The organism is Streptomyces showdoensis, assembly GCF_039535475.1.
In the GTDB taxonomy this organism is placed as follows: domain Bacteria; phylum Actinomycetota; class Actinomycetes; order Streptomycetales; family Streptomycetaceae; genus Streptomyces; species Streptomyces showdoensis.
This window is the reverse complement of sequence record NZ_BAAAXG010000016.1, coordinates 20795-39435: the sequence shown is the minus strand read 5'-3', so window position 1 is coordinate 39435 and position 18641 is coordinate 20795. Positions and strand designations below refer to the sequence as shown.

The 18641-nt window shown below is 72.3% G+C and carries 16 protein-coding genes and 1 pseudogene; 8 read left to right on the top strand and 9 right to left on the bottom strand.

Translation table 11 applies throughout. The features are described 5' to 3' along the window. The first annotated feature begins 89 nt into the window (after positions 1-89). Positions 90-1037, top strand: a complete 948-nt coding sequence (locus tag ABD981_RS10395) for a LysR substrate-binding domain-containing protein (RefSeq protein ID WP_046908736.1) — start codon at positions 90-92, stop codon at positions 1035-1037. A gap of 58 nt (positions 1038-1095) precedes the next feature. Here the strand turns inward: ABD981_RS10395 and ABD981_RS10390 are convergent, their stop codons facing one another. Next, a complete protein-coding gene (locus tag ABD981_RS10390) occupies positions 1096-4227 on the bottom strand; it encodes a phosphocholine-specific phospholipase C (RefSeq protein ID WP_123954607.1) in 3132 nt (1043 codons plus the stop codon). Positions 4228-4625: 398 nt separating this feature from the next. On the opposite strand from ABD981_RS10390, the gene ABD981_RS10385 reads away from it, so the two are divergent. Further along, on the top strand, positions 4626-5426 hold the full coding sequence (locus ABD981_RS10385; protein WP_046908737.1) for a bestrophin-like domain: 801 nt from the start codon (positions 4626-4628) through the stop codon (positions 5424-5426). Positions 5427-5502: 76 nt separating this feature from the next. Here the strand turns inward: ABD981_RS10385 and ABD981_RS10380 are convergent, their stop codons facing one another. Further along, positions 5503-5898, bottom strand: a complete 396-nt coding sequence (locus ABD981_RS10380) for a cupin domain-containing protein (RefSeq protein ID WP_046908738.1) — start codon at positions 5896-5898, stop codon at positions 5503-5505. A 52-nt stretch (positions 5899-5950) separates the two neighbouring features. Between ABD981_RS10380 and ABD981_RS10375 the strand changes: the two genes are divergently transcribed. Together ABD981_RS10375 and ABD981_RS10370 are read left to right on the top strand one after the other, a co-directional pair. Continuing rightward, on the top strand, positions 5951-6943 hold the full coding sequence (locus ABD981_RS10375) for a GlxA family transcriptional regulator (RefSeq protein WP_046908739.1): 993 nt from the start codon (positions 5951-5953) through the stop codon (positions 6941-6943). A gap of 47 nt (positions 6944-6990) precedes the next feature. Beyond that, entirely contained in the window at positions 6991-8478 is a 1488-nt protein-coding gene (locus tag ABD981_RS10370) for a pentapeptide repeat-containing protein (RefSeq protein ID WP_165590951.1), read from the top strand. A 4-nt stretch (positions 8479-8482) separates the two neighbouring features. Here the strand turns inward: ABD981_RS10370 and ABD981_RS10365 are convergent, their stop codons facing one another. From ABD981_RS10365 to ABD981_RS38845, 4 genes and pseudogenes are all read right to left on the bottom strand, one after another. Beyond that, entirely contained in the window at positions 8483-10003 is a 1521-nt protein-coding gene (locus tag ABD981_RS10365; protein WP_046908740.1) for a hypothetical protein, read from the bottom strand. Positions 10004-10164: 161 nt separating this feature from the next. Next, positions 10165-10632, bottom strand: a complete 468-nt coding sequence (gene ybiA / locus ABD981_RS10360) for a riboflavin biosynthesis intermediates N-glycosidase (protein WP_046908741.1) — start codon at positions 10630-10632, stop codon at positions 10165-10167. 340 nt (positions 10633-10972) lie between these two features. Beyond that, on the bottom strand, positions 10973-11371 hold the full coding sequence (locus ABD981_RS38850; protein ID WP_382747613.1) for a phosphotransferase: 399 nt from the start codon (positions 11369-11371) through the stop codon (positions 10973-10975). Positions 11372-11483: 112 nt separating this feature from the next. Next, positions 11484-11705, bottom strand: a pseudogene (locus ABD981_RS38845) (phosphotransferase); the annotation flags it as partial. Positions 11706-12142: 437 nt separating this feature from the next. Between ABD981_RS38845 and ABD981_RS10350 the strand changes: the two are divergent. The 3 genes from ABD981_RS10350 to ABD981_RS10340 all read left to right on the top strand — a co-directional run bounded on the left by ABD981_RS10350 (position 12143) and on the right by ABD981_RS10340 (position 13611). Then, the gene (locus ABD981_RS10350; RefSeq protein ID WP_345528850.1) at positions 12143-12331 is read left to right on the top strand and encodes a hypothetical protein; all 189 of its coding nucleotides are present in this window, start codon (positions 12143-12145) and stop codon (positions 12329-12331) included. A 62-nt stretch (positions 12332-12393) separates the two neighbouring features. Beyond that, positions 12394-12921: a ribosomal maturation YjgA family protein gene (locus ABD981_RS10345; RefSeq protein WP_123954609.1), complete on the top strand. Its 528-nt coding sequence runs from the start codon at positions 12394-12396 to the stop codon at positions 12919-12921. Between the two features lie 222 nt (positions 12922-13143). Continuing rightward, positions 13144-13611, top strand: a complete 468-nt coding sequence (locus tag ABD981_RS10340) for an NUDIX hydrolase (RefSeq protein WP_046908742.1) — start codon at positions 13144-13146, stop codon at positions 13609-13611. Positions 13612-13796: 185 nt separating this feature from the next. On the opposite strand, the gene secD is transcribed toward ABD981_RS10340, so the two are convergent. The 3 genes from secD to ABD981_RS10325 form a co-directional block, all read right to left on the bottom strand. Further along, entirely contained in the window at positions 13797-16130 is a 2334-nt protein-coding gene (gene secD / locus ABD981_RS10335; protein WP_046908743.1) for a protein translocase subunit SecD, read from the bottom strand. Positions 16131-16229: 99 nt separating this feature from the next. Beyond that, the gene (locus ABD981_RS10330; protein ID WP_046908744.1) at positions 16230-16607 is read right to left on the bottom strand and encodes a hypothetical protein; all 378 of its coding nucleotides are present in this window, start codon (positions 16605-16607) and stop codon (positions 16230-16232) included. 208 nt (positions 16608-16815) lie between these two features. After that, a complete protein-coding gene (locus ABD981_RS10325; protein WP_165590952.1) occupies positions 16816-17277 on the bottom strand; it encodes a helix-turn-helix domain-containing protein in 462 nt (153 codons plus the stop codon). Positions 17278-18115: 838 nt separating this feature from the next. Here ABD981_RS10325 and ABD981_RS10320 point away from each other — a divergent pair. After that, positions 18116-18430, top strand: a complete 315-nt coding sequence (locus ABD981_RS10320; RefSeq protein WP_338058638.1) for a hypothetical protein — start codon at positions 18116-18118, stop codon at positions 18428-18430. The last annotated feature ends 211 nt before the right edge of the window (positions 18431-18641 follow it).

The following is an 18641-nucleotide window of genomic DNA, read 5'->3' as shown; positions in this document are numbered from 1 at the left end:
AAAAAGCGCTCTTCCCATACCGAGATCGCTATGGCAGGGGAGTGGCGCCCCTCCCGCCCCCCCCACCCCTCCCGCGAGGAGCCCCGCAGATGGACCTCCTGGACGGCCGCCTGAAGTTCCGTCACCTGACCCTGCTCGTCGCGATCGTCGACCAGGGCAGCGTGGCGAGGGCCGCCGAGACCCTCCACCTCACCCAGCCCGCCGCCACCCGCACCCTGCGCGAGCTGGAGGCCATCGCCGACCTGCCGCTCTTCGTCCGCGTCCCCCGCGGCATGCGGCCCACGCTCTACGGCCAGGCCCTCACCGAACACGCCCGCGCCGTCCTCGCCGAGATGCGGCGCGCCGCCGAACACCTCACCGGACTGCGCCAGGGCCAGGACGGCACGGTGACCGTCGGCGCGCTCCTCGCGGGCACCAACGTCCTGTTGCCCCGGGCCGTCGCCCGGCTGAAGCGGGAGCGGCCCCGGCTCACGGTCGTCGTCCGCGAGGGCACTCCGGACGTCCTCCACCCGGCGCTCCTCGCGGGCGAACTCGACGTCATCGTGGGCCGGGTGGGCCCCGCGCCGAAGGAAGGTGACGGACTCCGCCAGCGCCGGCTCTACCGGGAACGCATCCGGCTCGCCGTCCGCTCCGGCCACCCCCTGCTCGACGACCCCTGCGTCACCCTCACCGACACCCTCGGCCACCCGTGGATCCTGCCCGTCGAACAGACCGCGCTGCGCCAGGAACTCGGGGCGCTCTTCGCCGACCGGGGTCTCGAGCTCCCCGGCGACCGGGTCGAGTGCACGTCGATCCTCACCATGAGGGCCCTGCTCCTCCAGACCGACATGGTCGCCCTGCTCCCCGAACTGGTCCTCCGCGACGACGAGCAGCTCGCCGCCCTCCCGGTCGAACTCCCCTCGGTGGGCCGCACCGTCGGAACGACCGAGGTCGCCCACCGCACCCGCAGCCCCGCCCTCCAGGCCCTGCTCCAGCACCTCGACGAGGAAGCGGCCCACCTGCGCGAAGCCCTCTGCGGGCCCCGGGCGAGGAGCTGACCGGAGCCCGGAAGAACCGGGCGGTGACCGGGGTCGCCGGTCACCGCCCGTACGCACGTCAGCTCACGCGGATGTGATCCACCGCCCAGTACCAGTTGTTCCCGGCGTCGTACATCCGGAACCGGAGCGTCACCGTCCGAGCCCCCGCCGGGACGACGAGGTCCTTGCCGACCGCCGTGTTCTCGGCGTCCGGCGAGCCCGGGCCGTACCGCAGCACGATCTGCTCCTCGCCCGTGTCGAAGACCGCGCGGACCTCGGCCTTCTGATCGGCCTCCTGCCGGTAGTGGGAGTCGAAGTCCACCCGGAGGGCCGTGCGTCCGGCCGCGATCGGGACCGCGGGCGAGACCAGGGTCGAGTCGAAGCGGCCCTTGCTCGCGGGCGCGCCCGTGTCGTCCCAGTCGTCGGGGTCGGCGACCGCGATGATGCCGAGGCCCCGGGTGAAGTTCGGCCGGTTCTGGGCCCCGGCCGACCAGGCGCGCCGGGTGTGGAAGGTCCAGCCCTGGAACATCGGCGTGCCCTTGGGCATCGCGGCCGCGTTGACGACCGACCAGCCTTCCGGCGCCGTCGCCGTCCAGCCGAGCACCTGGCCGCGCGGGACCAGCTTCCCGGCGAGCGACTGGAAGTCCTCCGCGAGCAGGTGCCCGCTCATGGAGGGGGCGATGCGGGCCTGGATCTCGCCGTCCGCGAGGCGCAGACCGTCCGCCGCGCGGCCCCGGGCGACCGCGAGCAGCCGGGCGGAGCCGTACGCGGGGGCGTCGGCCGACGCGGTGACGTCCCAGCTCGCGACGTAGGAGGAACCGGAGGCCAAGGTCCGCGGCGGGGCGTCCGCGACCGGCTTCGCCGTCCATCCGGACGGCACGGTGAGGGCGACGGTCACGTCGTGGAGCTCGACGGGCCCGCGGTTGGTCACGGTGGCGCTGAACCGGGCCGTGGTCCCGCCCGCGACGACCGGCTCGTCACCGGCGGCCGTGGTGAGCTCGGCGACGAGGGCGTCGGCGAGACCCATCGCCGGGTCGGTGACGCCCCGGGTGCGGCCCCCGCCGCGGCCCGGGTGCCGGTCCTGGTGCCGGTTCTCGTGCCGGTCGGCGAAACGGCCGGCGAAGCGGCGCAGGAACCGCGGGTCGTCGGCTGCGCTCACGGCGACGTCGTACCAGCGCTCGGCCGGCACCCGCAGCTTCACGCTGCGCTCGTCGCGCGCCCCGACCCGGACCTCACGGACGCCGCCGCCGTACGCCAGATCGCCGACGAGGACGGTACGGGAGCGCCGGCCGCGGTTCTCGATCTCGATCTCCACGTACGCGCGGTCGCCGTCCGACTCCTCCTTCAGCCGGGCCTCCAGAGCGTCGTCGGCGTCTCCGCGCAGCGCCCACAGGGAACCGTTGGGGCCGTGGACCCGCAGGTCGTAACCGCCGTCCTGGAGCGCGCGGGCGCCGGAGAGCCGCTCGCCCGCACCGACGGTGTAGAAGTCGGGGGTGCTGCCGGGCTCCGCGTACACCTGGAAGACGGCCGCCTGGCGGCCCTTGTTGCGGAGATCGAGTTCGACCTCGCCGTCGCGGACCCGGGAGCGCAGCGACAGGGCGTACGGCACGGGCCGGGCGGGCCGGGTGCCGCGCGCCTGGCGGGGGAAGAACTGCGGCGAGGGGACGGCGATCGACGGCTTCCCGGCGGCCGCGTCGGCCTTCGCCACGTTGCCGCTGGTGTCGGGCAGTTCGGGCCAGACGATGTTCTCGCCGGAGAAGTCGAAGACGGACGTCAGGTCACCGGAGACGGAGCGGCGCCAGGCGCTGATGTTGGGCTCGCGCACCCCGAAGCGGCGCTCCAGGAAGCGGATCACGGAGGTGTGGTCGAGGACCGTGGAGTCGACGACGCCGCCGCGGGTCCACGGGGACACGACGAGCATCGGCACCCGCAGGCCGAGACCCATGGCGTGCGGTCCGGAGACCAGGGTCTCCCCGGCCGGCAGGGTGTCCGACCAGGCGAGGGAGCCGTCGGCCGCACGGACCCGGTAGCGGCCGTCCTGGGAGACGACGCGCATCGCGACGGCGCCGTCGGTGCGCTTGACCCGGACGACGACCTCGCCGTCCACGGACATGGTCGCCTTGCCCCGGTCGGCGGAGAGCGGCGGCACCGGCGGCATGCAGTGGTCGAAGAAGCCGCCGTGCTCGTCGTAGTTGAGGATGAAGACGGTCTTGGCCCACACCTCGGGGTGGTCCGCGAGCGCCTCGATCAGGCGCGCGGTGAGGTGCTCGCCGAACGGCGGGGGCCAGCTGGCGTGCTCGGAGAGGGCCTCCGGGGCGACGATCCAGGACACCTGCGGCAGGCGGTCGGCGGCGACGTCGGCGCGGAACGCCTCGACGAGCGCGTCGCCCATCTTGTGGCCGTCGCCCTGGTCGGCCGCGGCGCCGACCATCGCCATGCCCCGGTCATGGAGCGGCTCGCCGGGCCTGGCCTGCTGGAACGGCCGGAACCAGGCGAGGGCGTTGTCGTCGTAGTTGTCCCGGGCCTGGTACGTCTTCCAGGTGACGCCGGCGCTCTGGAGCCGCTCGGCGTACGTGGTCCAGGTGTAACCGCCCGGTATGTAGCTGTTGTTGTAGACGACGGTGTCGTTGACCGTGCCACCGCTCGTGCCGGTCATGAAGTGGTCGCGGTTGGTGTTCGTGTTGCACTGGACCGACGCGTGGTACTGGTCGCAGATCGTGAAGGTGCTGGCGAGGGCGTTGTAGAACGGCATGTCGGCAAGCTCGTAGAACCCGTGCCCGAGCCAGCCGCTGCTGCGCCCGGTCACGTAGCCGTCGGCCCGCCCGTCGTTCCAGAGGGGGAGGGAGTCGACGAACCCGAAGGCGGGGGCGCCGTTGCGGTAGGCGTTGGTGTGGGCCGCGTTCATCGCGAAGGGGACGAGGTGGCCCTCGGTGCGCGAGGGGTCGGGCTGGTGGAAGACCGACCTGCCGTTGACGCCGCGCACGGCGACGCGGTCGCCGACGCCGCGGACGCCGGGGAGGGTTCCGAAGTAGTGGTCGAAGGAACGGTTCTCCTGCATCAGGACGACGACATGCGCGATGTCTTCCAGCCGGCCGGGGCGGGCGGGCGCGGCGAGCGCCTCGCGCACGCTGAACGGCAGCGAGGCGAGCACGGCGGCACCGGCGGCGCCGCCGAGCAGCGTGCGGCGGGAGACGTCGGGGGAGGGAGGCATGACGGGGGGACTCCTTGGGTCTTTCGCGTCCGGACCTCCGTGGTCCAGACCCGTTATGTTTAGGAGATACCGGAGGCATGCATTCAGGTTGTTGGTGAACAGAAGGCGAACACCACCGCGGAATAGGCGGATTCCGTCCGGATCCGGCCAGGGGTCGCACACGTTCACCCGCCCCGGTCGGCTACGAGAACGGGGCGGTGCCGGAGCGGACCGGCAAGAGGCGGCTCCGGACCGAGGGCCTGTGGGCCGTGCGGCGCAAGGCGTGTCGCTCGTGTGAAGGCGAGCGAACGTTTCCCCCGTTCCTCTCCACCGCCCCTCCGGCCCAGGATCGTCGTGCCTGCCGGACCCGGCAAAGGCTCCGGTCCGTCGCTGTTCTGCCTTCCCGGAGGTCCTCCCTCGTGTGGCTCGTCATCATCGTCGCCGTCCTCGCCCTGCTCGCTGGGCTGGCCGCGAACCGCTTCCTGCGCCCCAGACTGCTCGCCGAGGACGATGACTCCGGCATGGCCGTCAAAGACCTCGTCGGCCCCCTGCTCACCCTGACCGTGCTCCTCCTCGCCTTCGTCCTCGTGACCGCGAACAGCTCCTACGGCAAGGCCGAGGTCTCCTCCCGGGGTGAGGCCCGCGCCCTGGACCAGCTCGTCGAGACCGCCGAATACGCCCCCGAGCTCCAGCGGGCCCGGATCCAGGCCGACGCCGTCTGCTACGCCCGCGCCGTGCGCACCCAGGAGTGGCCGGCCATGGCGGACGGCACCGGCTCGCCCGCCCCCAGCGTCTGGTCGACCGACTTCCGGACCGTCTTCAAGACGCTGGAGGGCAAGCCGGCCTTCGGCATGCTGATCGCCGCCGACAACAGGCGCTCCGACGAACGCGAGGAGCGGCTGACCCAGGCCACCGCCAGCATTCCGTCGGCGATCTTCTGGTTCCTGCTCGCCACCCTGACCATCACCGTGATCGGCCTCGGCATCTGCCTGCCGCGCAGGAACAACCGCGGCCAGGTGATCACCCTGGTGGTCATCACCGCGCTGCTGACCACCACGCTGTGCATCATCCGGGACGTCGACCGGCCGTTCGGCGGCATCATCAACGTCGAACCCACCGCGATCAGCGAGGCCGAACGGCAGGCGGAGCGCGACTTCACCGCCAACCACCCGGCCGCCGAACTCCCCTGCGACGACCAGGGAAACCGCCGCACCGTCTAGAAGCCCGCGTGACCGGCCGGTCCGCTCCAGGCAGCCCCACCTCGCCGGCGACGGCCGACGAGCGGGCCCCGGGCGCTCAGGAGTCGAGTGAGTGTCCGGTCGTCGCGTCCACGTGGTCCGGTACCTCCTCGTGGCGATCGCCCACGCTCAGTGTCCCGCTGGGCTCGAACATGAGGATGGCGGCGCCGGACGGAGCGTACGGCTTGTGCTCGACGCCCCGGGGGACGGTGAAGACGGCCCCCTGCGGGAGCAGGACCGTGCGCTCGCCGTCGGGCTCGCGCAAGGAGATGTGCAGTTCGCCTTCGATGACGAGGAAGAACTCGTCGGTGTCGTCATGGGCGTGCCAGACGTGTTCGCCCGCGACCTTGGCGATCCGGACGTCGTAGTCGTTGACGCGCGTGACGATGCGGGGGCTCCACAAGGCGTCGAAGGAGGCCAGAGCCTTGCCGAGGAGAAGGGGTTCGTTGCTCATGGGCCCATCCTGATCCGTTCCGCACCACCGGCGTGAGTGCTAGGAATCGCATATGACGAAAGAATCCTCGCAACCGGCTCCCTCGGCGGGCGTACACCGGGTCGTCGTGATCGTCGACGAGAACTCGAACCCCTTCGAACTCGGCTGCGCGACCGAGGTCTTCGGTCTGCGCAGACCGGAGATCGGTCGCGACCTCTACGACTTCAGGCTGTGCTCTCCCGAGCCCCGCACCCTGATGCGAGACGGGTTCTTCACGCTCACCGGGGTCGCCGGGCTGGAAGCGGCCGACGCGGCGGACACCTTGATCGTCCCCAACCGCCCGGACACCGACACGCCCCACCGTCCGGCCGTGCTCGACGCCGTCAGGCGGGCGCACGCACGCGGCGCCCGCCTCGTCGGCTTCTGCAGCGGAGCCTTCACGCTGGCCGAGGCCGGAGTCCTCGACGGCCGCCGGGCCACCGCCCACTGGCAGTGGGCGGATTCCTTCCGCGCCCGCTTCCCCTCGGTCCACCTCGCGTCGGACGTGCTGTTCGTCGACGACGGCGACATCCTCACGGCGGCGGGGAGCGCGGCCGCACTCGACCTCGGGCTGCACGTGGTCCGCCGCGACCACGGCGCGGAGGTCGCCAACTCCGTGAGCCGGCGGCTCGTGTTCGCCGCGCACAGGGACGGCGGCCAGCGGCAGTTCGTGGAGCGCCCCATGCCGGACCTGCCGGACCAGTCCCTGGCTCCCGTCCTGGCCTGGGCACAGGAACACCTGGACACCCCCCTCACGGTCCCCGACCTCGCCGCACGCGCGGCGGTCAGCCCGGCAACGCTGCACCGCCGCTTCCGCGAACAGCTGGGCACGACACCGCTGACATGGCTCACCGGAGAACGACTCGCCCTGGCATGCCGCTTGATCGAGCGGGGCGAGCTCCGCTTCGAGACGGTCGCACGGCGCAGCGGCCTGGGCACCGCTGCCAACCTGCGCGCGCTGATGCGCCGCGAGACCGGCATCACCCCGTCGGCGTACAAGGCCCGGTTCGGGCCGCAGGCGCCATGACAAGGAGTCGCCCACTTCGCCCTCCCGGCGGTGGAGAGCGGGACATCGTGAGCGAGGACGAACGCTTTCACCCGGGCGCTCGCCACGGGGAGGCACTGTCCCTCCATGTCAGGTGCCATGGAGGGATGACAGAGGACCGGTCACGCCACCGCCTGGACAGCCGCCGTCCGCATGCCTGGGAAGGCCGTCGGCGCGGGTCGAAGACATCCGCGTGGCTCATCGCCGGCTCGCTCCTTCCGGGCCTCGCTGCCGCCGCCGCGCTGATCTTCACCTGGAGACAGGGCACCGACACCCTTGAGCAGGGCAACAGGGAACTGCGGATCGCCGAGCAGGGCCAGATCACCGAGCGTTTCACGGCGGCGATCGAGCAGCTCGGCGAGGACGACGAGGAGCTGACCTTCGGTGGCGTCTACGCGCTGGAGCGGATCATGGAGGACTCGGCCAGGGACCAGCCGCGCATCGTGTCGGTGCTCTCCGCGTTCATCCGGTCCCATGCTGCCGTCCCTGCCGCCGGCTTCGCCAAGCAGACCCCGGGTGCCGCACCTCCCGCGCTGCCGCCCGCCGTCCTGGCCGTGGTCGGTGTGCTTGCCGACCGCCCGTCCGGGCGCGACGGGTCCGCGGTCGTCGACTGGTCACGCAGCGACCTGCGCGGACTGAGGCTGGCAGCGGAGAGCGATGTGTCGGGCGGGCCTCCCTCGACGTCCCGGCTGCCGTTCAGCGGGATCAGGCTGAGGAACGCCGACCTACGCGGCGGCCAGTTCACCGCGGTGGACCTGAGCCGGGCCCTGCTCAACGACGCTCAGCTGGCCGACGCCGCCTTCACCCGGGTGAACCTCACTCGGGCCGACCTGACAGGAGTGAAAGCGGAGACAGCGCAGGTACGGGTACGCGACTCCGTACTGAAGGACGCCGTGCTCCGCCGCGCGATCCTCCCCGAGGCCACATTCATTCGGGCCGACCTGACGGGCGCACACCTTGAGGAGGCGAACCTGCAGGGGGCTCGATTCTCCTCCGTCGACGACAAAGCCGGCTCCGGCAGCACGGGAGGTCAGCTCGCCGGGGCCCACCTGGACAACGCGAACATGACGGGTGCCGCCCTCTTCAACGCGGATCTGACGGGAGCCGAACTCACCAACACCGATTTCACGTCCGCCGACCTGGGCGGAGCGAACCTCTGCAACGCCGACCTGAACAACGCGGAACTGTCGTACCCGCCCAACCTCTCGGAAGGCGACGCCAGGATCGGCGCCAACCTGACGGGTGCCGACCTTCGAGGGGCCGACCTCACCCACGCGAACTTCACGGGCGCTCTGCTGACGGGCGCCGACCTTCGTGGGGCCACCTTGCTCAGCACGAATTTCACGGGGGCGTCACTGGGCGGCGCCGATCTGACGGGCGTCGACCTGAGCAACGCGATCGGGCTCCCTCCCGGCGCGGGCAAGGACAAGCCGCTGGAGCCACCCCGGCCCCGCCGCCCTTGTCCAGCCCCGACGGACACGAGCCCGGGCGCCCCGGCCGGCATCAGGAACGGGTGATCGTTCAGGTAGCGGTATCCCCGTGCAGGGACGTCGTCTGCGCGGTGGTGCCGTTCAGGCATCGGTCGAGGAGCGTGTGCATGCGGGGGACGGGGAGGGACGGGTTGGACGCGGCACCTTCCGCCGTGCGGGGGTCGGTGAGGAGGGCTTCCAGGGCTTCCGGCGCCAGGCTCGGGTTGGCGGCGGCTGCCCGGCGTACCGACGCGTCGGAGTCCTCCACCGGAGGGTCGGGCAGGGCCGGATCGGCTGCGGCCAGGGCGCGTACCTCGGGATCCGGGTGATCGATGAGGTGGGCCCAGCCGGTGCGGGGGAACGCACGCAGCGTCAGCAGGTGCGGCCGGTGGGCCGGGCGACTGACGAAGACGTCCTGAAGGAGCTCGGGCGGAGCCAGCGGCTGGTGGCAGGCCAGCCGGATCCGCACCTCCTCGTCGTCGTCCCGCGACAGTCTCTCGACGAGTTCCGCCGGCAGTCCGGGCCGGCTCGCGGCGACCCGGCGGAGCACCGGTTCCTCTGAGGTCGCACAAGCGGCGAACCAGTCGGAGGACGGCTCGTCGGCCGGCTCGGCGATCGGGCAGGTGCAGTCCGGACCGTGCCCGACGACCCGCTCGATGGCCCAGTACTCGGCCCAGGTACGGGGGAAGGGGCGCAGGCGGGCGCGCATCCGCACACCCTGGTCCGGGTCATCCTTCAGCGCGGTGACCAGGTCCGGTCCCAGATCGGGCCGGGCGGCGACCATCTCGCGCACCCTCGCCTCGGGATGACGGGCGAGCCGCGCCACGGCATCGGCCGGAGTGTGGCGGTTCCAGGTCAGCGGGTACACCGTGCCGTTCGCGAAGCACTGCTCGACGACCGCGGGGGACAGGGCGCACGTGCCGAGCACGTGCGACTTGCTGAGCGAGCCGATGGACGGGAGCCGGGCCTCCACCGCCTCCGGGTCCAGCTCCCAGCTGCTCTTCCCGGCGGCCTCCCGTACCGCGGGGTCGGGGTCGTCGAGCAGGGCCTCGCGCTGCGCGGGAGTGAGCGACTGCCATCCCCAGGCGGCCCGTACACGGATTCCGGGGTGCTCGTGGCCGGCCATGGACCGAGCGAAGGACCGGGGGATCTGCCGCGAGGAACTGAGCTCCGCGACGATCTCGTCCTCGGTCACCAGGCCGTCCTCACCCCCGTCCCGGGCGGTCAGGAGGGTGACGAGAATGTCCTCGGGGAGCGGTCTGACCCATCGCAGGAGGAAGCGAGGGCGGGGCCCGCCGGCGAGCCACCCGCGGACTATCCCGGACGGATCCGTGGCCAAGGGGGCGAGCAGCGCGGGGTCGACGTGCCGGTTGCAGGCGAGCGCGCGGCGGATCCTCCGGTCCGGGTGGCGGAGAACCGCGTCCACGACATCGTCGGGCAGGTCACGACCCTCGCACATCAACGGACCGGCCTCACCGGCCGCTTGCTCCAACAGGCGTATCAGCACGCCGGAGGGCGCCGCCGGATTGAAGGCGAGGCCGCGCAGCCACAGTTCAGGAAGGGAGTCGGACACCGCCTCATCCTTCCACCGTGTCCCTCGGGCTCGTTCCCGACCTGCCGGGCGGGTGGGTGCGGAGGGGCGGCTCGGCTGCACCCGCGGCAGGCGGCCCCGCCGAGCACGCAGAGCCCTGTGGGCGGGCCGCTGCTGTGGAACGCGGCAATTGCTGTGGTGCGTCAGCCGAGCTGGTGGTGGCTTCCACGGGTTTCGGCGCGGAGTTGCCTGCGGGTGCGCATGAGGATGCGGCCCAGCATGTTCTTGCCGGTCCCGGTTCTGCCGCGGCCCCAGTAGTGGTCGGTGCCGGTGTTCTCGACGATCTCCTCGTCGGCGGTGGACAGCAGGATGCCGCGGATGTCCGCGTGGGCCCGGAACTTGGCCGCCACGGCACGGCGCATCACGTCGTCCTTGACGCGCTCCCAGTCCCGCCGCAGCGGTCTGGACGGGTCACGGCCGAGCTCGGCGGCCCGCAGCGGCGTGCGGGCCCGACGGATGAGATCGGCATGGCGGGTGCCGATGAACTTCTGGGCCTGGAAGTAGTGCTCCGAGGTGGGCCATACCTGCCCGTCGAGCTCCAGGTCGTGGGCGGAGAAGTTGGAGAAGCAGCCGTAGGGGACTTCGTCCGCGCCATAGAAGTAGATCGTCATCCGAGCCTCGTCGCAGTTGCGGGAGCCCGCACGGTCTCAGGCACCGGGCCGCACCCGCAACCGGTTTCGCTCGCTCCGCACGGCCTTCGGCGCGTCCCACCGGTTCAGGCGCCGGTACGCGGCGGGGGATCGGTGTCCCCGTGCTGGTTCCCCGGATCGGCCGGTGCCTGATCCGGCGCCCCGGATCCACCCGGCGCTGGACGCCCCGTCCCGACAGCCCCCGCATCCGATGGCCCACTGGCGGACGCTCAGATCTGGCCGGAGAGACCCTTCCCACCGGCTTCCGCCTACCGGGCCGCTCAGCCTGCGCAGGCACCACGACGCCGGCCGTCAAGCCGACCTAGCCGATGAGGGCCTCGGCGATCTGGCGGGTGGTCTGCGCGGCGACCCGGGGGTTGACGGCGGCGTAGTGGACGTAGGCGTTCAGGCCCGTGGCCAGCGCCCAGCCGCGGCCCCGGATCCAGGTGGCGTCGTCCACGCCGAGCGCGGTACGGAAGGTGGCCCGGCTCCCAGCCGACATCAGGGTGAAGGCGATCACCAGGTCGCAGGCCGGGTCGCCGATTCCGAGTCCGCCGAAGTCGATGACCGCGCTGAGGCGTCCGTCGACGGTCAGCAGGTTGCCGGTGTGGAAGTCGCCGTGGAACCAGACCGGTGGGCCGTCCCGGTCGGGGGCGCTCAGCGCCGCCTCCCACAGCTCGGTCATGGCAGCGGTGTCGAACGGGCCGTCGACCGCGGAGATGGCGGCGCGCGTAGCCCGGTCCCGTGCAACCAGCGGCGGGGCGGTGAGGTCCGCGCGAACGCCCTGGGCCGAGATCTCCCCCGGGGTCGAACCGTTGGAGAGCGGTCAGGAACCCGGCCAGTTCGACGGCGGCCTCGGACGAGTCGCCCAGTGCCCCTACGGTCGCCACCTCGCCGTCCAGCCAGCGGGAGACCGCCCAAGGCCGCGGATAGCCAAAGCCGGGCTTCCCCACTCCCACGGGCACGGGAACGGCCAGTGGCAGGTGCGGGGCGAGCCGCGGCAGCCACTCGGACTCCTTCCTGGCCTGCCCGATGGCGCCGGCATGTCGGGGCATCCGGACGGACAGCCCCTCGCCGAGCCGGTAGATCACGTGGTCCGAGCCGGCCGGGTCAAGCAACTCCGAGGGCAGCTCGGCCCACTGCGGGAACTGCGTAGCGACCAGCCGCCTGACCAGTGCGGCATCGATCGAGGGACGGGCGTCCGCGGTTCTCCCGGTTGCCAAGAGCAGCTCCTGCTGTCGGCCCGCCCCGCGCGGCAGGCAGCAGGAGCCATCACAGTGCGTCGCGGGGTGCCTGTCGAACGGATTTCCCACCGGCGTCCGGATTTCCCACCGGCGCGTCATCGCTAGAGGACTGCGCGCGCAGCTTCTCGAAGCGGGTCCCGGGCTGTCGGGTCGTCCCTGATGTGTGGTCAGGGACGTTTCAGGGATGTGTGGTCAGGGACGGTTCAGGGGGAGCCGGGCCCGGCCACCTGGCAGGCGACGGCGGCGAGGTGGTCGACGTCAACGTACGCGGCGGGCTGCCCGCGAGCACGACCGCTGCTGTGGGGCAGGACCGGATCGGATCCGGGTACCGCAGCGGCGTCTTCGCCTCCCCGGATCTCAGCTTGCGCGCGGTCTACGCGGTGGGCACAGCCGGACCCGTCCCCGGCGTCCTGCCGTCGCCCAACGACTGGACCTGACGGCATTCGGCAGCTGCCCGGCTCGTGCGCGGCTCACGCCGGCTGTCCGGCACCATGACCGGATGACCTCCGCACCAGCGAATCCCGACCGCGAGTCCCCGGACCGCGAGTCCCCGGACCGCGAGTCCCCGGACCGCGAGTCCCCCGACCGCGCCGCACCGGACCGCGCCGCACCGGATCGTGCCTCCGCCCGCCCGGCCCGTACCCGCGCGGCTGCGGTGGCGGCAGCCGCGCTGACCGTCGGCGCGGGCCTGGGGCTCAGGGCGACGGCGGCGGGGGACGTGGCCAAGTACGGCGGCGACGCGCTGTACACCGTCCTGCTTCTGACGCTCGTCGTCGCGGTCGCCCCACGGCTGTCGCCCGCGCGTGCCGCCGCGATCGCGCTCGCCGTCAGCTGGGCGGTCGAGTTCCTCCAGCTCGGTCCCGTGCCCGCGGAGCTCTCCCGGCGCAGCACCCTCGCCCGTCTGGTGCTCGGCTCCACGTTCAACGCGCCCGACCTCGCCTGGTACGCCGTCGGCGCCGCCGCGGGCTGGCTCGTCCACGCCGCACTGCGGCGGGCCCGGACCGGTAGGGGCAGCGGGGCGGGATAGGCCGTTTGTTCCCGCCCGATCCGCGCGCGTCTGCTGTCGGCCCGTCGTGTCACCGGCGCGCTCATCGGTGTGTCCCTCCAGCCGCTGCCGCCGGTGAGCTGACGGCCACGGCTCGAAGCGGCCGCGTGGCAGCGTCACGGGCCTGTTGTGGATACGGTGCGAGCGCTGGGACCGGTACGTCGACCTTGGACGTCGGGCAGGTACGGGCGGGGAGGCGCAAGGATGGGTTTTCGGTTGGCGGCGTATGCCGTGTGCATCGACGGTGGGCGTGTGTTGCTCGCCCGCCATGTCCCGCAGACGGGGGAGGGCACCTGGACTCTTCCGGGCGGCAGGGTGGAGCACGGCGAAGACCCGTTCGATGCGGTGATCAGGGAGGTCGCCGAGGAGACGGGCTGCACGGCGGTGGTGGACCGTCTGCTCGGTGTGGACTCGCGGGTCATTCCCGCGGCCGAGGCCCGCGCGGGGACCGAGCACCACAACGTCGGTGTCTTCTACCGCGTCCGCGTCACCGGCGGCCGACTCCGGCCCGAGCCGAACGGCGAGGTCGCCGAGTCTGTCTGGACCAGGGTCCCCGACGTCGCCCGCTTGCGCCGGTCATCGCTGGTCGACATCGGCCTCTCCCTGGCCCGGACCCTTCCGGCAACCGGCCACGTCGCCCCGGTGCCGGTGGGCGGTCTGATCCAGCACTAGGCATCGTCCGGTCCCCGCACCGGGCCGCCCCGGGAACGTCGCGCCGTCCACCCGTCGCGGAGGGCGGCACCGGTCGAGGGTACGCCGACATGTGGACGTACCCTCGACGGCCCCGCCGCGTCCACCGGAATCCCGGTCGGCATGTGACGGAGGTTGCCCTCGGCCTGAGGACCGCGCTCCTGGGGTCAGACGACCGCCCCCGTCCCCCTCTCCTTCTTCCTCCGCGCCTCCGACGAGCCGTACCTGCCGGAGACCTCCTCCTCGGCCCGGCGACCCCGTGCCGGAGGGGCCGTCGGGTTGCGGCGCTCCAGGGCGATCGCGATCGGGACCGCGGTGAAGACGGTCGAGGCGGTGCCGACCAGGACGCCCGCGATCAGCGCCACGGAGAAGTCCGCCAGCGAGTCGCCGCCCAGGATCGCCAGTGCGGTCAGGATGAACAGGGCTCCCATGCCCGTGTTGACCGTGCGCGGGAGCGTCTGGACCACCGCCTGGTTGGCCGTCCTCTCCAGGTTGCCTCGCGGGTCCCGGCGGCGTGCCTCGCGGACGCGGTCGAAGACGACCACCGTGTCGTTCACGGAGTAGCCGATGACCGTGAGCAGCGCCGCCAGGAAGACGCTGTCCACCGGCCTGCCCAGCCAGGCGAACAGGCCCACCACGAGGAGGACGTCGTGGACCATCGCGGAGACCGCCGCCGCCGCGAGCGTCCAGCGGAACCGCACGCTGAGGTACACCAGTTGGGCGGCCACCGCGATGCCCAGGGCCAGGAGCGCCTTCTGGCGCAGTTCGTTGCCGAGGCTCGGACCGATCCGCTCGTCACGTTCCACGGTGACGGTTCCGCCGGGCTTCTCCAAGGCCGCCGTGACGCGCCGCTGTTCGTCGTCGGTGAGCCTCTCCGTGCGTACGGTGATGTCGCCGTCGCCGGACTCCTGCACCACCGCGCGCGGGAACCCCGCGTCGGAGACGGCGTTCCGGGCCGTGTCCGCGTCGACGGACCTGCTGGTGCTGTACTCGACGAGGCGGCCGCCGGTGAACTCCACGCCGAAGTCCAGGCCACGGACGAGGATTCCGGCGACGGCCACCGCCACCAGGAGTGTGCTCGCGCCGAGCCGGCGGCGACGGTGGCGGACCAGGTCCGGCTTGCGGCGGGCCAGCCACGTGCGGACCCGGCCCGTCGAGGCGATGCCCGTCAGACCGGGGCGCTGGCGTACGAAGCTGCGGGCGACGGCGAAGTCCGCGAGCGCGCGGGTGATCACGAGCGCCGTGAGCATGGATGCCAGGACGCCGATCGACACGGTGACCCCGAAGCCCTTGACCGGGCCCGTGGCGAAGAAGAACAGCAGTCCGGCGGCGAGCAGCGTCGTCACGTTCGAGTCGATCACCGCGCTCCATGCCCTGGCGAAGCCCGTCCGCACCGGCTTCGCCAGGTCCTGGGAACGGACGCCCAGGTACTCCTCCCTGGCCCGTTCGAAGACCAGGACGTTCGCGTCCACCGCCATGCCGATCGCCAGGACGAACCCGGCGAGCCCCGGCAGCGTGAGCGTCGCGCCGAGCGCCACCAGCGCGGCGTACGAGACGAGGCCGTACAGCGCGAGGGCCAGGGCCGCGAGCGCACCGAGGAGCCGGTAGACGACGGTGATGAACAGCGCGGTCAGGGCGATGCCGATGAGCGCGGCCTTGATGCTGGCCTCGATCGCGTCGGCGCCGAGCGTCGGGCCGACCGTGCGCTGCTCCACGACGTCGAGGGGCACCGGCAGCGCGCCGCCCTTCACGAGCGCCGCCAGGTCGCGTGCCTCGGACTGGTCGAACTGGCCGCTGATCTGCGTGGAGCCGCCGGTGATGCCAACCCCGCACGCCACGTCCGCGTTGACGCCGGGCGCCGAGATGATCTTGTTGTCGAGGGTGATGGCGACACGGCGTTCCGGGGCACCCTGAGGCGCGCAGGCCGCGTCCGAGGTGATCTTCGCCCAGGTGTCGCCCGCGCCCTTGCGGAAGTCGAGGGAGACCATCCAGCCGTTGAGGAACTGCTGGTCCAGCACCGCCTCGGCATCCTTGACCCCTTCGCCGGTGAGGGCGGTGGGACCCAGCTTCAGGTAGGTGCCCGGCCGGTCCGGGTCGGGCAGGGTGCGCGATCCGTCGGCCGAGGGCTTCGCGGAGCCCCGCTCGGCCGTCGCCCCGGTCACCGGGTGGACCGTGAGCTGTGCGGTACGGCCGATGACGTCGGCGGCCTTGCGGGGGTCCTGCACTTCGGGCAGTTCGACGATGATCCGCTTCTCGCCGGAGCGTGCGATGCCGGGTTCGGACACGCCGAGGGCGTCGACGCGCTGCCTGAGGACTTCCAGAGCACGGTCGGTGGAGGCGGCGTCGGCTTTGACGGTGGGTGAGTCCCGGGTCTCCAGGACGAGCTGGGTGCCCCCTCGCAGATCGAGGCCGAGGCGGGCGGATTGGGTGAGGGCGATGAAGAGGGACAGGGCGACCGCCGCCAGGGCGACGATCCCCCTCCACAAGGGTGCGCGAGACATGCGTACTCCACGATGAGGGCAGGACGGAGGGACGCGTGACCGGCCCCGCGCGGTGTGCGCCGGGGCAGGACGGTCAGGCGTCGAGGACGGTCTGCGTGCTCATCGGTGGGGAGGGCCGCGCGGAGCGGCGGACTCGGCCGGCCTGTGCGGTGGCGCGAGTACGGTGCCGGGACCCGTGTCGGGCCCGCCCAAGGCGCGGCGCGGAGCCGTGTCGACGGCCGTACGCGCGGGGCCGGCGGGCTGCGGGCCCGGGATGTGGACGTCGGGCCGGTGCGTGACCGCGACCTGCTGCGCCGGGACGTCGTCCCGTCCTGCCCCCTGTCCGGGGTACCCGGCCACCGCGTGGTGCGCGAGCGGCCTGTCGGCGGGCAGGGGCACGCCTCGCGCCCCGGCCCCCGGGGCGAACAGCGCGAGGACGGTGACGACGAGGGCCAGCGCGGACGCGGCCAGGCGCGCGGAGCGGCTCTGCTGCGGCACGCGTCCCCCGCCCCTTCGGTGCTCGTCGGGTGCGCACGGCGTGGCCCCGCCCCGCTCAACGTACGGGGCGGCCCGGTCGGTTCCGCGTCCTCGTCGGATGCCCTCGGGGATTCTTTGTGCTTCCCGGTTGCCTCCCCCGGCAAGTTGTCGGCTGCCCGCCAATTCACAACCATGGAGCTCTGCTTATCGGCCGCGCGCGCATGCGCCCCTAAGAGGTCCTTGGGGCCGCCTCAGCGGTGTGTCGTCCCCTCGTCCAGGAGCCGAGCCGGACGGTGGACGCTTCGGTGGGGTGGTCGTCATCGCTGTGGGCGCGGAACGCTGCGACGGGCTGCCCGGTCCAGCGCCGGACGGCTCGATGTAGGCCGCCGGGGCCTGCGTAGCCGGCGTGTCTGGCGACGGAGCCGAGGGTCATGTCGGTGGAGGTGAGCAGGCGGAGGGCTCGTTCGCTGCGGACGGTCTGGAGTTCGTCCGGCCAGGTCGTGCGGTGTTCTCCCAGGCGGCGCTGGAGCGTTCGGGTGCTGAGGGGCAGGCGTTGGGCGGTGGCGCGCAGGGTGGGAACCTCCGCGTCCGGTGTCGCTCGGAGGACGGTGCGGAACGTGTCGAGCCAGGTGTGGAGCGGGACGGCCTCGGCCGGCGTCCGGTCGGCGTGTCTGCGCAGCAGGGCGGACAAGGCCGGGGGTGGGGCTGCGGTGCGGTGAGGTCGGCGGCCTCGAACGTCGGAGAGTTGAACGGGCCGCCGAAGGTGATGGCGCGGGTGCCGTACGGCTCGATGAGGGATTGGCCATGAGGAGCGCAGGGTCATGAGTTCCCAGAGGCGGATGTTGGTGGATGCCGGAGTGCGGTAAAGGTCGCCTGTCAAGGGGCCGTACCGAGCAGGTCTGCGTACTCGGCGGGAGTGATGCCGAGCCGTCGGGCGGCCGCGGTGTTGACGCGGGTGAAGGCCGCAGGCGTCGTGCTGTGGGGCGTCCGGGACGCCCAGGATGCCCTGCTCGCCGGGACGGCACGGTTTTTTCGTGGCGCGTCAGGCCCCCTTCGTGGCGCGCGGGGTCCCTCCGGCGGCCGACAGGTTCGGTCTAGCGTCATGTCTGTCCTTGTGCACGGGGGCTGCGGTGCCGATCCGCCGTGGTGTGTCGCACGATGCGCCGCTGGGGCGGGTGGTCTGCCGGCCCTGCTTCCGCCGCCGTCGCCCGTGCCTGGAGGACGGCGGCGGTGGAACTCGCCCGCCGGTGCCTGCCGTGTCGGTTCGTATCGAATCTAAATGTCAACCGGGTCGCGGAATTCCCGGTGAGGGAATTCCTGGGAAGTGTGAAGGACATCAATTGCGCCTTATGAGAAGAATTGCCACGCTGGGTGGGGTTGCGGCGATGGGAGCGGCGGCCCTCGTAGCCGCCCTCTCGAATCCGGCCGCGGGGGCGTCGAACGCTTCTGTCGCGGAGGAGATTCCGGGGTTCGCGGTGGAGGACTTCCGCTACCCGAATGCGGACGCAATTCTGCGGGACAAGGGGATTGTGCTGAAGCGCGGGGACGGGCACATCACCCTCGCCGACTGCGGGAGCGAGCCGGGACTTCTCCAGATCATGCGGCGCCCCGAGGACGCGGTGCCGGTCTGCTTCAAGGTGACCGGCGACTCCGGCTTCCTGACCATGGAGATCCCTTCCGTCTACGGGGTCAAGGGCAACGCCTACGACGCCACGGTCGACATGACTGTGGGCACCGAGAAGAAGTCGTTCGCCGTCACGCCGAACCAGTGGACGGCCGTGGGCGAGACGACGGACCCGGAGGCACGCGAGTACATGCTCGTCGAGATCCGGACGCAGAAGTAGCCCCACGATCCGCTGGGTGCTCGGGCCGGACGGCCCGCTCGGCATCACCTCGTCGGCTCGGCCGGCACGGTGTGCCTCGGCGGGCGGTTCCCGTGGCCCGGTTCGCCCTCGACGGGCAACCGACGGTCTTGAAGCCCTCGCCTCGGGGGCGTCCTCTTCGCGTGCCCTGACCCTCCGGCATCTGGACCATTCGACCGAACGAAGGTGCTTT